The 17,581-nt window shown below is 44.5% G+C and carries 12 protein-coding genes and 2 pseudogenes; 7 read left to right on the forward strand and 7 right to left on the reverse strand.

The genetic code is table 11. The features are described from left to right. Positions 1-477 precede the first annotated feature (477 nt). A complete protein-coding gene (locus IM500_RS01735; RefSeq protein WP_287737512.1) occupies positions 478-2,142 on the reverse strand; it encodes an AIPR family protein in 1,665 nt (554 codons plus the stop codon). A 495-nt stretch (positions 2,143-2,637) separates the two neighbouring features. Between IM500_RS01735 and IM500_RS01740 the strand changes: the two genes are divergently transcribed. Continuing rightward, the gene (locus IM500_RS01740) at positions 2,638-5,103 is read left to right on the forward strand and encodes an ATP-dependent Clp protease ATP-binding subunit (RefSeq protein WP_002732350.1); all 2,466 of its coding nucleotides are present in this window, start codon (positions 2,638-2,640) and stop codon (positions 5,101-5,103) included. A gap of 75 nt (positions 5,104-5,178) precedes the next feature. Further along, positions 5,179-5,460 carry a hypothetical protein gene (locus tag IM500_RS01745; protein WP_287737513.1) on the forward strand — a complete coding sequence of 94 codons (282 nt, stop codon included), beginning with the start codon at positions 5,179-5,181 and terminating at the stop codon, positions 5,458-5,460. Between the two features lie 558 nt (positions 5,461-6,018). Here IM500_RS01745 and IM500_RS01750 read toward each other — a convergent pair. The 4 genes and pseudogenes from IM500_RS01750 to IM500_RS01775 form a co-directional block, all read right to left on the reverse strand. After that, complete coding sequence (locus tag IM500_RS01750) at positions 6,019-6,720, reverse strand: hypothetical protein (RefSeq protein WP_002756702.1); 702 nt, start codon at positions 6,718-6,720, stop codon at positions 6,019-6,021. Between the two features lie 133 nt (positions 6,721-6,853). Continuing rightward, positions 6,854-7,888, reverse strand: a pseudogene (locus IM500_RS01755) (ISAs1 family transposase); the annotation flags it as partial. Positions 7,889-8,031: 143 nt separating this feature from the next. Continuing rightward, positions 8,032-9,202 (reverse strand): annotated as a pseudogene (locus tag IM500_RS24395) (glycosyltransferase family 2 protein). A gap of 360 nt (positions 9,203-9,562) precedes the next feature. Further along, positions 9,563-9,775, reverse strand: a complete 213-nt coding sequence (locus IM500_RS01775) for an Hfq-related RNA-binding protein (RefSeq protein ID WP_002756689.1) — start codon at positions 9,773-9,775, stop codon at positions 9,563-9,565. Positions 9,776-9,836: 61 nt separating this feature from the next. On the opposite strand from IM500_RS01775, the gene dapF reads away from it, so the two are divergent. Next, positions 9,837-10,682, forward strand: coding sequence for a diaminopimelate epimerase (dapF, locus tag IM500_RS01780; protein ID WP_287737518.1), 846 nt, complete (start codon positions 9,837-9,839; stop codon positions 10,680-10,682). Positions 10,683-10,740: 58 nt separating this feature from the next. On the opposite strand, the gene IM500_RS01785 is transcribed toward dapF, so the two are convergent. After that, entirely contained in the window at positions 10,741-10,953 is a 213-nt protein-coding gene (locus tag IM500_RS01785) for a CAB/ELIP/HLIP family chlorophyll-binding protein (RefSeq protein ID WP_002756687.1), read from the reverse strand. A 501-nt stretch (positions 10,954-11,454) separates the two neighbouring features. Here IM500_RS01785 and IM500_RS01790 point away from each other — a divergent pair. The 3 genes from IM500_RS01790 to hisB all read left to right on the forward strand — a co-directional run bounded on the left by IM500_RS01790 (position 11,455) and on the right by hisB (position 14,601). Further along, the gene (locus tag IM500_RS01790; protein WP_287737519.1) at positions 11,455-12,138 is read left to right on the forward strand and encodes a hypothetical protein; all 684 of its coding nucleotides are present in this window, start codon (positions 11,455-11,457) and stop codon (positions 12,136-12,138) included. A gap of 166 nt (positions 12,139-12,304) precedes the next feature. Beyond that, on the forward strand, positions 12,305-13,819 hold the full coding sequence (locus IM500_RS01795; protein WP_190721348.1) for an energy transducer TonB: 1,515 nt from the start codon (positions 12,305-12,307) through the stop codon (positions 13,817-13,819). Between the two features lie 152 nt (positions 13,820-13,971). Continuing rightward, entirely contained in the window at positions 13,972-14,601 is a 630-nt protein-coding gene (hisB, locus tag IM500_RS01800) for an imidazoleglycerol-phosphate dehydratase HisB (RefSeq protein ID WP_008203540.1), read from the forward strand. 30 nt (positions 14,602-14,631) lie between these two features. Here hisB and thrC read toward each other — a convergent pair whose 3' ends face one another. Continuing rightward, the gene (thrC, locus tag IM500_RS01805; RefSeq protein ID WP_002734908.1) at positions 14,632-15,741 is read right to left on the reverse strand and encodes a threonine synthase; all 1,110 of its coding nucleotides are present in this window, start codon (positions 15,739-15,741) and stop codon (positions 14,632-14,634) included. 340 nt (positions 15,742-16,081) lie between these two features. On the opposite strand from thrC, the gene tnpB reads away from it, so the two are divergent. Beyond that, entirely contained in the window at positions 16,082-17,254 is a 1,173-nt protein-coding gene (gene tnpB / locus IM500_RS01810; protein ID WP_002764978.1) for an IS200/IS605 family element RNA-guided endonuclease TnpB, read from the forward strand. Positions 17,255-17,581: the final 327 nt, after the last annotated feature.

The following is a 17,581-nucleotide window of genomic DNA, read 5'->3' on the forward strand; positions in this document are numbered from 1 at the left end:
ATCTATGGCTACAATCTTCCCATGATTGCCTTCCTCGACTTGGGGGCGCACCTGAGATTGATAAATCTCATTACCACGTCGAGCGAATTCTTCTTTGCTGTAGCGGAGTTGATTAACTGTCATTGTCCTGACCCCGTTGCAACTTTTGCCCCTCTATTTTAACCTAAACATTGGCAATCTTCGCTAACATTCCCCAACTGGGACCACAAAGGCTGCATCGCACTTAGACTCACAGTTTCAATCAATGTGCATGGTGCGTTCCCCAAAATCGATCGCTGAAGCGGTAGAAGTTGTTTTAGGGAACGCACCCTACAAGATTGCGCTCTGCTACGCAGTGCCTTTGGCATCGCACTATATTAATCTGTGAAGTCACACAGCAACAGGCAACTTTGAAAATTCACCAATATTTCAGCTAACGGTGAAGTTAGGTTAAGCGAGTTTGCAAGAAAAGAAGTCGAATTATTGAACCGATTTGATTCATTGAAGTCTACTTATTAAATCACCACGTCGAAATGTTGCAGATAGCTGCTGCAAGGAAATCTCTTGTTCTCCATAAAGATACTGAAGTGCCTGTTTAATATCCTGTAATGAAGCATTAAAGTAACTCTCCCCATTTTGATCAATAAGCATTTGGGCTGATTGAAAATTTTGATGACTAATATCTTTCATCTGAACTTTCATATCAGCCAAAAGTTTTTGTCCCATCTGCATTGCAATAAAGCAGGAAGCATAGCGGACAAAATCTGGGTCAGTAGACTCAGGTCTTTTGCGGCGGTTTTCTGCAATTCTGTAAAGCTGAACAGCTATTACGATTTGCGCTCCATTTAATTGGTCAGTAAAGATTGTATCATACAGTTTCCCAAAATGTTCACGAGAGAAAAACTTTGCTTGATGAGGTTTTCTTCGCCAAACGGATAATACTGCCTCAGCAGCTACTCCTGAAGTAATATCAGCAGAGCGAGTAGGAGTATTGGAACGTTTAGTCCTGTAGTTAAATCCTAATTGCTCAATATCCTTTTCCAATATTTTCTGGCGCTCATCATTAGCACGTAAATCTTTGAGACCTACTGGATTTTGGCTATTGGTTGCGTAGGTAATTCTTTGAACTAAACCTTCATTTTCACGAGGCAATTGATAGAGTCTTAAAAGAACAAAAGCTTGGGCATTTTGATGAATTAAATCTGGTTCTCGCAAGGTTTTAAATATGGTCATACACGTTTGACCACCGTTAATGATTTGTAAATTCTCAACACGCACTTTGTAATCGCCATCTTGCAATGCGTTGTATGAGAAACTATCACAAATCAACGTGACCCCGTTATTATAAAAGTAAAAATTGTTTTTTTCATCGCTAGTTAAAGTATGACGGATACCCTCATTTACGCGATTTCCTTGTAAACCCAAGTAGCGACGAATATTGCGCTCTAATAAACGTTCTCCATGTCGCTCTATAAGTGTGGCAATTTCTGTCACCGAAATTCTACCCAACAGTACTCGGCTAAACTCCATATCTTCCACAATAGCTTTGCCACTTAGCTGCAAAGTATCTTTTACGGGTTTAGAAGCTTGAAGAATTTTGACTAAACGCTCGTGATTAACATATTCCCATGTCACCTGATCTCCAAACTCAGCACGATCAATAGCCTCTTGAGCCGATAAATTCCATTTCAGCCCATTGTTGCAAGCTATTGTCCGAACTTGGGGAATATAGCCATCCCGGATTAGGCTACGAGCTTCTTCCACTTTCACAAGCAGTCGTTGATTAATATGTTCTAGTTTGGCTGCTGGATTAAATAAGTAATTAATTGCGTTTATTAAACTTTTTATACCTTCTTCAGGAAAGTTAGAGTTTCCTTCTAGGTTGTTCTTATATTTTGCCTGAAATAAACTAACTGTAAATTCACCGTCATATTCTTCTGAGATATGTATAGCATCTACTCCAAAGTCACCACCTCCTTCTGTTAAGCAATCAAAAACATCATCTCCATCTAAATCTAAAATGGTTTTAACGCACAGATATACAAAAGCCAAAGACTTAAGCCGGCCTTCATCTGTGATTCGTAGTTCTTCAGAAGCTTTTTGACGAATGTCTTTGCTAACTGATACTAAGCGTTGGTCGATGATGGATATATTAATATTCATGTACTTATTTAACGAACATATTTAAATAGCTTATTTTATTGTGCCTAACTACATATTATACGAAAACTTTCTGCACAACACTGTCCAAAGCAAGGATATGGGTCAACTTTCTGTATGTCACCCGGTCTTACAACACATATACTAATTTGTCAATAGGTAGTAATATTTAATCTGCTTATACTTCGAGTTTTGACCTGAAAATGGGCGATCGATAGTCAAGCGATCGAGAGATGGGGATGACCACGACCCTAGGGGATTATGCAAGGGTGAACCACTTATCGGCAGGTTTCCGGTGGGTCAAAACCATAATCCGGGAGATTCCGGGCATCTCCGCAAGTCAGCTGAGACCGATTGACCCCAGAAAAAATCTTCAGAGCTACAACCACTATAACTAATAGCCGCTCCCCAATAACTGATCACTGAGAGACAGCTAAACTAAAAAGCCGTGCTAAAATCAGCATATCTAGGGTCGCTTGTGTAGGTGATGGATAGGCTATGTTTGAAAGATTTACGGAAAAAGCCATTAAAGTAATCATGCTCGCCCAAGAAGAAGCCCGCCGCCTCGGCCATAACTTCGTGGGAACAGAGCAGATTTTACTAGGACTAATTGGAGAGGGAACGGGAGTTGCCGCCAAAGTCCTCAAGTCCATGGGTGTCAATCTCAAAGATGCGCGCGTGGAGGTGGAGAAAATCATCGGTCGCGGTTCCGGATTCGTAGCCGTGGAAATTCCCTTCACCCCCAGAGCCAAACGAGTTTTAGAACTCTCCCTCGAAGAAGCCCGTCAACTGGGCCATAACTATATTGGCACAGAACACCTCCTTTTAGGACTAATTCGCGAAGGGGAAGGTGTGGCCGCTAGGGTTCTGGAAAATCTCGGCGTGGATCTCTCGAAAGTTCGCACCCAGGTGATCAGAATGTTAGGGGAAACCGCCGAAGTGGCCGCTGGTTCATCTTCCCAAGGTCGCACTAAAACCCCCACTCTTGACGAATTCGGTTCCAATCTCACCCAAATGGCCAGCGAGGGTAAACTCGATCCCGTGGTCGGCCGACAAAAGGAAATCGAGCGCGTTATCCAAATTCTCGGTCGTCGTACCAAAAATAACCCAGTCCTAATCGGGGAACCGGGGGTCGGTAAAACAGCGATCGCAGAAGGATTGGCCCAACGCATCGCTAACAAGGATATTCCCGACATTCTCGAAGAAAAACGGGTTGTCACCCTCGATATCGGCTTGTTAGTGGCGGGAACCAAGTATCGCGGCGAATTTGAGGAGCGCCTCAAAAAAATCATGGACGAAATTCGCCAAGCGGGTAACGTCGTCCTTGTTATCGATGAAGTTCATACTCTCATCGGTGCCGGGGCAGCCGAAGGGGCGATCGATGCGGCCAATATTCTCAAACCGGCTTTGGCCCGGGGAGAACTGCAATGTATCGGGGCGACGACCTTGGATGAGTACCGCAAACATATCGAACGGGATGCGGCTCTAGAAAGACGTTTTCAACCGGTTATGGTCGGTGAACCCTCCGTAGAAGAAACGATCGAAATTCTCTACGGTCTCCGGGAACGCTACGAACAGCACCATAAATTAAAAATCTTAGACGAAGCGCTAGAAGCGGCGGCGAAATTGTCCGATCGCTACATTAGCGATCGCTTTTTACCGGACAAGGCGATCGATTTAATCGATGAAGCTGGTTCGAGAGTGCGCTTGATTAATTCCCAATTGCCACCGGCAGCCAAGGAATTAGACAAGGAACTGCGGCAAATTCTCAAACAAAAAGATGACGCGGTGCGCGGTCAAGACTTCGAGAAAGCTGGGGAATTGCGCGATCGGGAAATGGAAATCAAAACCCAGATCCGGAATCTCGCTTCTACCAAAAAAGGCGAAGATGGCAACGATGAACCCTTTGTGGATGCCGAGGAAATCGCTCACATCGTCGCTTCTTGGACTGGGGTTCCCGTCAACAAACTGACCGAAACCGAATCCGAGAAACTGCTGCACATGGAAGATACCCTGCATCAGCGTCTCATCGGTCAAGAGGACGCAGTTAAAGCGGTGTCCCGCGCCATTCGTCGCGCTCGCGTCGGTCTGAAAAATCCCAACCGTCCCATTGCTTCCTTTATCTTCTCCGGTCCGACGGGGGTAGGTAAAACCGAGTTAACTAAAGCTCTGGCCGCTTATTTCTTTGGTTCCGAAGATGCGATGATCCGTCTCGATATGTCGGAATACATGGAACGGCACACGGTTTCTAAGTTAATCGGTTCACCTCCGGGTTACGTTGGTTACAACGAAGGGGGACAATTAACGGAAGCGGTGCGTCGTCGTCCTTATACGGTGGTGCTATTCGACGAAATCGAAAAAGCTCACCCCGATGTCTTCAATATGCTTCTGCAAATCCTTGAAGATGGACGTTTGACCGATGCCAAAGGTCGCACGGTGGACTTTAAAAATACCCTGTTGATCATGACCTCGAACATCGGTTCTAAAGTCATCGAGAAGGGTGGCGGTGGTTTAGGTTTCGAGTTTGCTGATAATCAAGCCGAGGCCCAGTATAATCGCATTCGATCGCTGGTTAATGAGGAATTAAAACAGTATTTCCGCCCTGAATTCCTCAACCGTCTCGATGAGATTATTGTCTTCCGTCAACTCAATAAGGAAGAAGTCAAGGAAATCGCCGAAATCCTGCTCAAGGATGTGTTTAAACGTCTGACAGAACAAAATATTACTTTGTCTGTTACTGATAAGTTTAAAGAACGCTTGATCGAGGAGGGTTATAATCCGGCCTACGGCGCTCGTCCCTTACGTCGTGCGATTATGCGTCTATTGGAAGATGTTCTGGCTGAGGAAATTCTCTCCGGACGGGTTTCTGATGGGGATACGGCCATGGTCGATATCGATGAGGAAGGTAAGGTGAAAGTTATTTCGGGGGAAAGACGCGAGTTAATCGCTCCCGTGATTGAATAACTTCTCACTGGAATTAGTTAAATAAAGGGTGGGCTTTTTGCTCACCTTTTCTCGTAAAAATAGGGAAAAAGTGCGATGAAAGTTTGGGTTGTGGGTTGTGTTTTGTTATTTTTGTTGGTGGAATTTTATCAGTGGGCGAAGGGGTTTATTTTGCCTTTACCTCTCTATATTTTTGCCGGAGCTTTGCTATCGATCTCTTCTAATTATTCTCAAGATATGAGCAATTTATTTGCTAGAAATGAACAGGTTTATCAAACTGCTAGTTTAAGTGATGTTCCTCCTATTTTGACGACAGAAAACGCAATTACCAGCCTAGAAGCAGCAGCAGCGGAGGATAGTAAAAAGCTATCAAATTAGGCGGTTTTGTAGAATTGCCATGTCATAACTAACCTGAGTTCGGGATAAGCCGAAACCCTAATTTTACCTTAGCCAGTCAGCCCTATTCTTTCCTGGAAGTCAACAATACTAAGGCGTGCGTCATCCTGAATACTGTACTCGCTACCGAAAGCGATTTGTAAGAATAAGATACTGTACAAAATAGAGAATACGATGCTGAGACTGAACCAGAAGGTTCTGGAAAGCATCAATTCTCTTAGAGGAGTTAAATCTAAAAAATACGAGTTCTTTGTCTGCATAACTACCTTGACGTTTTATCCAAGTATTTTACATTTAATACCAAGGTGAGCGCATCTCAAACGCTATTGATAATTAGCCACTTTTGTGATCTGCTTGCTGTGTGGGCATTTCAAGTGATACCAGTCAATCAGAATAGTTACGAAATCTTAACATTGGGTCGATTTTTGCTTAACAATTGAGATGGCAAATTCTCCTCAAATATGCCTGAATGTACCTCTGGGTAAGCAACTCACATAAAGTTCATTTTGTCAAGGATTGTTAAGATGCGCTTACCCTGTATTAGTCATTAATACGTCTAGCTAATAATACTAAATTGGAAGGCATTCCCAGCGCCCAGATGGTTTCGACTCTAATACTGAAATTGTCTCCTAAAGCTTGTTTAGCTAAGTTTAATAATTCGGCTCTACCCAGTAGGTTTAAATTATCTTCCTTAGCCCAGAAGGATAACCCGACTATATTTAATAGAAACCGATGCCAAGATTTAGGTAACCAATGGATTAGGGGAAGTTTAGTATGAAATTCTAGCCAATGCCAACGATTGGGTGTAGTTAAGAATATTTTACTAGCAACTCTGGCACACTCTCGAATATGTTCAACCTGTAAATGAGTCGAACCACAATGTTCTAAAACTGCGCTAGAGGTGGCTACATCAAACTCACACTCCTTAGCAAGAATTGGGCGATGAAATCCATTGGGGCTTAAAATTTTGGCAAAAGGAAACACTTGGCTCAGGGAAGAAATGTCTTCTGGGGAAGAGAGGGCGACAGTTAACCCTGCTTCATGAAACCAGGGAATCATACAGTTACTGTCTATCCTCTCCACATCTGGAGTAGAACCAATATCAATAATACTTTCTCCTGCCCGTAAATCGAGTTTGTTCATAGCTAAATCAAACATCTTACGGCGAGCTTCTACACTTAAGCGTTCTTGAATCCCTGTTAACCAATGTCCACGATTAAAATAGTCAATGCCTTGATTCATAATATATTTGTTTACATAGTTGGGTATCTCGAAAAATTGATAGCCCAAGGACTGTTATAGTATAATGAGTAAGAACAGCGAGTCAAGCGAACAAATGCTCTTGCCAGAATCACCCAGGGTAAGAGCATCTCAATTAGGCTTGACAAAAGGCTTTCAGCACAGCCATCATATAGTTATTATCCATGGCCGCCCGTTGACTTTTTTGTGCCAGACTACGTCGGTAAGTCGATTCTTGGTTAAGATCGTTAAGTGCTACTCGTCTCAAGAATGCAAAATTACGAGGGCTGTGACCGGAGCGAATCCGACATTTATCTTCATTAAAAGTAACATCTAAAATCCAATGAGCCTGATTTTCAATGCCCCAATGTTTACGAATAGCATTACCTATTTTTTGAGCATCAGCAGGGAGAGAACTGAGATAAAATTGGACTTCACAAGTGGTTTTATGACCAGGATGACGAACTCGTTTAACCATGATAATACTTTGAAGTCCTCGCCATTGAGCTTGTTGATAAAGACCGCCGAAAGCTTCTAAGGGTACAGCCCAACACCAACGTTTTTCGAGGCGATGATGACCTTTTTCCAGACGGTAATCATAACTAAATTGAATACCATCAAATTGATGTGCTTGAGCTTGCTCAAACCAGTTTTTGACCTGAGTATAAAGAGTCGGATGATTAGCTTTAAGGGCGACAACGTAGTCAGCTTTTTTGGCTTGAATATGATTAATAATCGCCGTTTGAGTTCCCATAGCATCAAGGGTGATAATTGCCCCTTGAAGGTCTAATAGTTCTAATAAAGCGGGAATAGCAGTAATCTCATTGGATTTATCTTCCACCTTGACTTGTCCTAAAACTAATTTCTGCTCCCCCGCCCAAGCCGTCACTAAATGCCAGGCTTTAATTCCTTGATTACGGTCGTAAGAACCTCTGAGACTTTTCCCATCTATGGGAACTATTTCCCCCGAAAGAGAACCGATTAAATGGGGCAGCCATTGAGACAAAACTTTGGTCAAAGCTTCCGGGTTAATCCGTTCAAAAACCCGCCGAAAAGTATCATCAGAAGGAATGCCATTAGGTAATTCTAAAAACTCAGATAACCAAGACTGCTTACTGAGTCCATAATTTTCCATGTCTTTCCAACCTTCGGCTCCTGCTATAACTGCTAAATTAGATGAGCTTACCCTGTTTAATACGGATACCATAACTAGGATGATTGTCTATTTCTTGGTATTTTTGAGTATACGAAAGTTGAAGGGTAACATATAAGTTTAGAAGCAATAAAGCCGATAACAATCAGTTACAATTATTTTTATCTTCGTTTCAATCCCAAAACACTTAAAAAGAAACTAGAAAAAATCACCTGTACTCCCAAAGCCAGGGCGGTTACGGAAGGAATGACAATCCGCATGGTCACGGCTGGATCTAAGGCTCCATAAAGTCGAGCATTCCAAATGTATAAAGCATACAGTGAACCGCCCATACCTAGCAAAAATAAAATTACGCCAATGATCAGTCCCACCTCCAAATTAAGATAACGGAAAAATCGCTTTAACTTGCGGTCTTCCGGTAATAAACCTTCGCTGATAGCAAAAGCTTTCGTAAAGATGGCAAAACTGACGATTTGAAAGCCAATAATCAAAGCTGTGGCTGAATAGAGAAGGGTGTGAACTCTGGGTTGGGTCATAAACCAAATCGTCGCCACAAATCCCAGAAACATTAAAGCCAGTCCGGGGTAGAGAAACAACCAGCGAGGACTATACATTAAGAGAAATCGGAGATGTCGCCGGCCATCCCGCCAAGTTTTTAGGTGGGGGGACGACTGCGGCCGTCAGGGGATAAAGTGGTTGGTACTTCGGTAATTTTCAGACCGTAGAGGGATGCTTTCACCACCATCTCGCTGGCGAATTCCATGCCAGTGGTGCGTAGGTTCAATTGTTCGATCGCCTGTTTACTAAACCCGCGCAATCCACAGTGAAAATCACCACAGGGGCTGCCAAAAAATAACCGTCCTAACCAAGTCAAGACAGGATTGCCCAGATACTTATGCAATACTGGCATCGCCCTTGGTTTAATTCCCCCCTGAAAACGATTGCCCATCACCAAATCATAACCCTGTCGCAATTTTTCTAGGAAAGGCGAGAGATTGGTAAAGTCATAGCTATCATCGGCATCCCCCATAATAATGTATTGACCTTTGGCCGCCGCTATACCCCCCGCAGGGCGCTACCATAACCCCTTTCTGGGATAGGAACCACCCGCGCCCCTGAATTAGTGGCAATTTCTTGGGAACCATCGCTACTGCCATTATCGGCGATTAGCACCTCTCCCGCAATTTTCTGTCGTTCCAGATAATCTCGCGCTTTGCCGATACAGGTGGCCAGGGTTTCCGCCTCGTTGAGACAGGGCATGACGATCGATAATTCTAAAGTAGGTATCTGCTCATTAGAGGCGGCATCTGCCATGACCTGATTTTCCAGCATAACAATGGCGGTGGAGTCGTTTTGCTCAAGAGTATAACAGGTTATGTACAGCAGTGTCCCAAATTGTTAGCAGACAATCTGCTGATTCTTTTTCCTCTGAGCGGCAATCTATATCTGAAGTTGAATGGCGATCGCTATGCCCGACTCTCTGACTTTCTTTATTCGGCAATTTAACCCAAATTTTCCAGCAACTGAAATTCTGATGCTATCCTCGCCATCCCACCTAATTATTTGCTAAAATTTATGGCCAAATCTCCTTAACCCAAACTGACGTTACATTTACTCAAAAGCTATCTCCTTGACACTGAATTTTTGATGCGTCTGGGACGCATCCCACGGCCAAATATCGCCAATTTCCCCCTAGGCTTTAGGTCTTAAATAAACTAGAGACTGTTGCCAAATTAAAGTGGGTTTATCGTAGTGATCGACCAGGTATAGACAGTTAACATCTTGCCAAAGGATGCGACCAACGAGGAGATCATCGGTGCTTAACTTAATTTCTACTTCCCGTTTCTCTTGAATATAGCTCTGTACTTGTTTAATACTCGGCAGACCAGGATCAAATTGAGACATAATGAGTTTATCGATGAGGTGTTCATCCTCTATTATTCCTGTTGAGCAGCTTTTATTGACCATGAAAATCCCCTTTACCAAATATCAAGGCCTGGGCAATGATTTTATTTTGATAGATAACCGTCACAGTCCCGAACCCCTGATCACAGCGGAAATGGCCGTGGCTATGTGCGATCGACATTTTGGCATCGGTGCCGATGGCGTGATTTTTGCGCTTCCCGGCCAAGCAGCAACCGACTACACCATGAGAATTTTCAACTCTGATGGTTCGGAACCGGAAATGTGTGGTAACGGTATTCGCTGTCTAGCCCAATTTATCGCCCGTTTAGAGGCTAACAACGTCATTGGCCGCACCTATCGCATTCATACTCTAGCAGGAACGATAATTCCCCGTTTAGAAGCCAATGAACAGGTAACGGTTGATATGGGACCGCCGCAACTCCTCGGCAGTGAAATCCCCACCACTTTGGTCAAGGGGTCAGAAAAAGTCCTCGCGGTTCCCCTAGAGGTGGAGGGCAAAGATTGGTTAATTACTTGCGTTAGTATGGGTAATCCCCACTGTGTCACTTTTGTCGATGATCTGGCCTCTATTCCCCTAGAAACTATCGGGCCAAAATTCGAGCATCACCCGGTTTTTCCCCAACGGACTAATGTGGAGTTTGTGGAAGTAGTCGCACCGGATTATATGAAGATGCGTGTCTGGGAAAGAGGCGCGGGAATTACTCTCGCTTGCGGTACCGGTGCTTGTGCTGTGGTGGTGGCAGCCCTGTTGACGGGCAAATGCGATCGCATCTGTACCGTGGAACTGCCCGGTGGTTGTCTTCAGATTCACTGGTCCCAAACCGATAACCGGGTTTACATGACAGGTCCTGCTAAAGCTGTTTTTGAGGGCATTTATGGTATCTAAACCACCCCGTCTGGACGGGGACTGAACTCCCCGAACAGCGCTACGGGATTGTTAATTCTTAGAGACTGGTAATCCAAGCAATAATTCCTTTACCAGTTAACAATTCAATGGCTAAAAGAGAGACAAAGCCAATCATGGCTAGTCTGCCATTCAATTTTTCAGCGTTTTTGGTAAAACCGAGACTGCTAGAACTATCAACGTACATTTTCGGTTCAACAGCAAAATTATTCAGTCTTCCTTGTTCTTCGGTGGTGTAGCCGCGGGCAGTCATGGGGAGGCTCCTTTTGGATGATTATGTTAAGAAGTGTAACACATTGTTAAGTTATGTTGCAAATTTTAACAAAAAATTTCTGGAGACTCAGAAAACCTCGATCGGGTGGTCAGTCAACGGTAAGGTTCTAGGCTGTCAGGGTAGTGCTGTAGTTCTATCTCCTCTGGGTTTATTGAGGAAATTTTGCTTTTTTATTGACAAATTACTCAGATTGTGGTAGCAAATAGGTGTATGCTTGGCCACCATAGTCAAGGGAAAAACAAAAACTATCTTAAGGTCGCCAGAGGACTGCCGTTAAACTGCGCAGGAGTTAGCGGGGGAAAAATTGCCACCGAAAGCGAACCCGAACGTAGGGAGTCAACTGACCTTGAGCGAAGATGTGCCGAATGGGTTAAGTGTGGGGAGAATAGGGAAAAACCACTAGGAAAAACCTGAATAGAATCTTAATATATAGAGTGCCTAGTAGCCGTAACGATTGCGCTCACTGTTTTTGTAAATTCTATGGCAGAGATTAGCCCAGAGATCAACCTCATGCAGATAGCGACTATACTCAACCAATATCGATTTGAAATGAGAGGATATAAAGCGCAAGAATTAATCGAGCGCTGGTTGCCCATCTATTCGCTAAATTGGATTCGCATGGCGATTTTAGAGGCACTCTATCAGGGACGTTACAAAGTCATTTCGGTGGAGGAAATCCTCAAAATTTGGCACCGTCGCGGCCATCCTACCTTTCATTTTACGGGGGAATTCGAGCGCTTGGTTTGTAAAAACTTGCTAGATTCCCAGTTAGATGGCAAAAAACCAGCAGTTATCCCTAAACGGGAACAGATCAATATACCTTCTCCCACCCTTGAGCAGCCCTGTCCAGAGCCAGAAGCGGGAAAAACCGATAATAATGGCACAGTAGCCACGAGTAAAGATTCTTTACTCAACTTAGAAACTTCTCTTTTTAATGATCCTCGCAAAGGGATGAGTAATGTGGAGGAATTATTCTCGCAGTTAACCCCGGAAACGCCCAAATTCCCTGAATTAGAATCAGTGCCTAAATCGCCTAACGGTCCTGGAACTAGGGAGAATTTTCCGGCTAATTTTAAACCGGCAATCGATGAGTTTATCCCTTTGTTAGACCCTTCGGAATTGTATCCCAAATTAAAAGCTGTGGCTCGATCGCAGTCTAAGTAGGGTTGGCTGAAAAAGTTTTTCGGTGGTGGCAGGGTGTGGGGTGTGGGGTGTGGGGTGGTGGGGTACTGACACCAATTAATTCCCCGCCCTCAAGAAAAAAAATCGCCCTGACGATTAAAATAGAGTTAACTTTTCCCCTCAAGGCTCTGCTCAATTAACTAGCATTATGACATCCTCCTATTTTGGTCTAGAAACCGAAGAAAATAAACTAATTAACTCTAATAATCTCTCGTTCGCCGCTTCTCTTGGTATTCATGCCCTAATTTTAGCGATTATCTTACCTAATTTCCTCAATAATCCAGCGCAGGAGCCAAAAAAGGATTTACGCAACGTCAATCTGATTGAATTGAACCCTCTAGAGCAGTCACGTCTTCCCAGTCTCGACTCCTCCCTGTCCAGCTTACCGGAACTGCCTAACCCCAATTTGTCTTCTTCCTCTTTGCCTCCTCTCCCCCCCATGGATGGTATCCATAACAGCACGTTACCTCCTTTACCCTCGGTTTCTTCCCTTCCCCCTTTACCTTCCTTACCTGCTTTACCTCCCCTCTCCTCTTTGCCCTCCGTCAATATCTATTCTCCTCCCGTGGCATCTATCCGCTCCCCGGGTAGATTACCGATTCCTCGCAATTTTCCCACTTCTACCCCCAGTTTACCCGGTCCTTCTTCTGTTCCCACCCTGCGAGAGAATAACAATCTGCCGAGGGAGACTAATAACCAGCAGCTCCAGCCTTACTTCGATCCCTACCAAGATAATCTAACTTTAGATAGATTGCGAAATTCGCCCCTTAGTGCATCGCAACAGGCGCAGCAACAATTAAACAATTCCTTGGCCCGCACGTCGGAGCCGAATGGTCAATCGCCCCTCGATGAACAGCGTCGTCAACAATTAATGTGGGAAATGCGGGAACGTTTGCGCTCCCTAGAGGCGGATAAAAGCAATACCAGTAACGATGAGGCCAGGAGAAATCTGGTGGATTGGCTGGCCAGAGTCCAAAAAACTAATCCCAATGCCTTAAATGAACTAAATCAGCCCAATCAGGGCAGCGGAGGCATAACTACCGTCAATTTGACCGGTAGTTATCCCGCAGAGGCTTGTTCCCGTCAATTAGCGGGGACGGCGGTTTATGGGGTGACGGTGGATGGTCAAGGCCGCCTCAGCACTGAACCCCAGTTAATTAAAAGTGCTGGCTTCCCGATTTTCAATCAACAGGCAGCTAGGGAAGTGAGATCAATTAGTTTAAAAAATCCCAGTGGTGAGTCGAGAAGCTATCGTGTGCAAGTCAGTTTTGCCCCTAACCCGGAAGTGTGCCGAGGTGCGATCGCTAATCCCCCAAAACCGGAGGGTAGTAACCTCAATACCCGTAACTCCCCCCCCGTAACGCCGGCAATTGAAACCCCGCTTCGTCCCAATCAAACCCCGCAACCCGCCGTTAGCCCCCAACCGGATAACGTCAAGCAGCCCGAAACCACAGGTCCAAATCCACCCCAAACCCAGCCAGAACCGCCCAAAGAAGCGATAATCGAAGAAAAAGCCCCAGAAGCTCCTCCCCAAACCCCCGCTCTTAATCAGCCGGAGGGTTCCCCCGCTAGTCCCCCCACTAGCCAAAATCCTCAACCCCTGAGCGAGGAAGCTTTGCCCCCCGGTCCGCCGGCGGAAGCTAAAACTGAACCAGAAAGTTAGGCCTTTTCAGTTATCAGTTATCAGTTATCAGATGTGAGTTATCAGATGTGAGTTTTAGGTTTACTGATTACTGAAAAAAACTCCCGGCTACTGACTCCTGACTCCTGACTCCTAACCCCACCAACAAACTTTTTGCCGCAAACCCTACTTAAATGATTTCCACTTCCCAGATACCCGATTCTTTTGTCTCACCTTGCCGTCGCGCCTCCGTTAGTCGTACTACCAAAGAAACCGATGTACAGGTGACGATCGATCTTGATGGTAGCGGCAATTGTCGCGCCCAGACAGGAATTCCCTTTCTTGATCATATGTTGCAGCAAATCGCCTCCCACGCTGCGATCGATCTCGATGTGCGCGCCACCGGAGATCTAGAAATTGATGACCATCACACCAATGAAGACGTGGGAATCACCCTTGGACAAGCTTTACTGCAAGCTTTGGGGGACAAAAAAGGGATCGTCCGTTTCGGGCATTTTGTCGCCCCTCTCGATGAAGCTTTAGTGCAGGTTGCCCTCGATTTTTCCGGTCGTCCCCACCTCAGTTATGGTCTAGAAATTCCCACCCAAAGAGTGGGAACCTACGATACTCAGCTAGTGCGGGAATTTTTTGTTGCTTTGGTCAATCACAGTCAAATGACCCTACATATTCGCCAATTAGACGGGATTAATTCCCATCATCTTATTGAGGCTACTTTTAAAGCTTTTGCCCGGGCGATGAGTATGGCCATAGCGATCGATCCCCGTCGCGCTGGTATAATTCCCAGTTCTAAGGGAGTTTTATAGAAGCACTGCTTAACCCGAATTAACGTTAGCTTAAAAGCCCATAATTTGAGCCACTTGGGTTAATTCGGGCGCAATCCCAGATTTTAGTTGATTATTGCTGTGTTTTACCGCCGAATCTGGGTCTTTTAAGCCATTGCCCGTTAAAACACACACTACGGTGGCCCCATCGGGAACCTGTTGATGCACTTTTAATAATCCTGCCACAGAAGCGGCGCTGGCTGGTTCACAGAAAACCCCCTCTTGGCCCCCTAAAATCCGATAGGCTGCCAATATCTCCTCATCGCTGACCGCGTGAAATTGCCCTTGACTAGCGTGACTAGCGGCCCAGGCTTTTTCCCAGTTAGCGGGGTTGCCGATACGGATAGCCGTGGCCAGGGTTTCGGGATGGTCAACCGGTTGTTTGGAGATAAAAGGGGCAGCCCCAGAGGCCTGAAAACCCATCATCTTCGGCAGTCGGTCACATTTGCCTATCTGGTGATACTGACAGAATCCCATCCAATAGGCGCTAATATTGCCCGCATTACCCACGGGAATACATAACCAGTCGGGGGCATTACCCAAGACATCGACAATCTCGAAAGCGGCGGTTTTTTGACCCTCTAAACGGTAGGGATTGACGGAATTGACTAAAGTTACGGGATAATTTTCTGATAGTTGGCGGACAATCTTGAGGGCATCATCGAAGTTGCCATTAATAGCGATGACTTCGGCTCCGTACAATAAAGCCTGGGCTAATTTTCCTAAGGCCACATAACCGTCGGGGATAATCACAAAGGCCCGCATCCCGGCTCTTCTTGCATAGGCTGCCGCCGCCGCCGAGGTGTTCCCGGTACTGGCACAAATCACCGCTTTTGCCCCTTCTTCTTTAGCTTTCGAGATGGCCATGGTCATGCCCCGGTCTTTAAAGCTGCCGGTGGGATTTAAACCATCATATTTGACAAAAACCTTGACATCGCGCCCGATTTGTGCTGAGAGATAGGGGGCGGGGATCAGGGGTGTATTGCCTTCTAGGAGGGTAATTACAGGGGTTTTACTGCTTACGGGCAGAAATTGGCGATATTCTTCGATCAAACCGCGCCAGCCGCCGATAGACGATGATTTAGTGGGTGATTGGGGGATCGATCGAGAAATAATTGTCATAGCCTTAAGGATACAGATTTGATTAGATGGCCTAATTTCCTATTTTATCGAATAAGCAGGCCAAAAAATTAATCTCGATCGCCCAGTTGGGATTCATGGGGTTTAAAACAGGGATGCGGGAAGATAAAAGGCAGTAACAGCCAATAAATGACCTTTTTGGTCAAAAAATAGCTATTGTATCGCTATAAATCTGATTTTTTGCCCTTTTTGTCTTTCAGAAGTTGATTTAACTTAGTGTCAGCAGAAGTCCCTCGCTTTTAGCGATGGGATGAATGCTGACCAGCATATAGACAATTCTATAAAGTTGTGTTATCATAAATATAGATTCTTGATAACAGCCATGTACAAAGCATATAAATTCACAATAAAACCCAATACCGAGCAAGAAATAGCCTTAGCTAAAGGCTTCGGCTGTTGTCGCTGGTTTTGGAACTATTCCTTGAATTTATGCCAAGAAACCTATAAAACCACAGGAAAAGGGCTAACACGAAACTATATTCAGGGACTATTGCCTAGTCTCAAAAAAGAATATGAGTGGTTGACAGATGCTTATTCTCAGTGCTTACAGGTTGTTGCTTTGAACTTATCGCAAGCTTATCAAAATTTCTTTGAAAAACGGGCTAGATTACCAAGATTCAAGTCCAAACATGGTAGGCAATCAATTAGCTATCCAGCTAATGTCAAGTTTGAAGGTGACTACCTCAAATTACCGGGTAAAGTTGGATTAGTTTATTGTGTGCGTCATCGGGAATTTGAAGGAACAATTAAAACCGTTACTATCTCAAAAACTCCAGACGGTAAATACTACGCTTCTATTTTAGTTGATGACGAATTGGAGTTGCCTGAGACATCAAAGGATGGCAAAGGCATAGGAATTGATTTAGGACTTACTCATTTTGCCATTACCAGCAATGGTAGTAAGTATGAGAATCCTAGACATTTAGCTAAACATCAACGTAATTTAAAGCGTAAACAACAAAAGTTATCCCGTAAAAAGAAGGGAAGTAACAACCGTCAAAAAGCTAGACGTAAAGTAGCTAAAGTTCACTCTAAAATCTCAAGATGTCGTGAGGATTTTCTCCACAAGCTATCCCGTAAGATAGTTAACGAAAACCAAGTTATTGCGGTAGAAAATCTCAATGTTAAAGGCATGGTACGCAATCATAATTTAGCTAAGGCTATTAGTGATTGTGGTTGGGGAATGTTTTGTACAATGCTTAAATACAAGGCAGAATGGGAAGGAAAAACTTATATCGAAGTTGATAGGTTTTTCCCTAGTTCTAAAACTTGTAATGTCTGTCTAAATCAAGTAGCGAGTTTACCACTTGATGTTAGAACATGGACTTGTGAGCATTGCAAAACAACCCATGATCGTGATATAAATGCGGCGATAAACATCAAAAATGAAGCCTTACGGATATTGTCGTTAGGAACTAGCGATACTGCCTATAGAGGGGATGTAAGACCAAAAGTTGGGCGTAAGTCCGTCTTGAGGCAATCCCCCGTGAAATAGGAAGCTCTCAACTCTGTTGAGAGTAGTTCACTTAGCTGGTTATATTTAAATTGAAGATGGCTCCCCCCTTAATCCCTAGGGTTGATTCATAGTAGGGTTGATTCATGAATCAACCCTACCTTGAGGGGGTTTGATCCCCCCTTAATCCCCCCTTGATAAGGGGGGTGTTTGACAGTTAACACCTAACTACTTAATAAACCATCACCGGGTAAATAGCCAGAGATAGAAATTATGAAGGAAAGCACCGTCCCCACCATTAATCTCGCTCCTAAACTCAGACGCGATTTATCTTTATGGAATCCCTTTGATTATCTTTTGCTGTTGTAC

It is taken from the genome of Microcystis sp. M179S2 (genome assembly GCF_020245805.1).
Lineage (GTDB): Bacteria > Cyanobacteriota > Cyanobacteriia > Cyanobacteriales > Microcystaceae > Microcystis > Microcystis aeruginosa.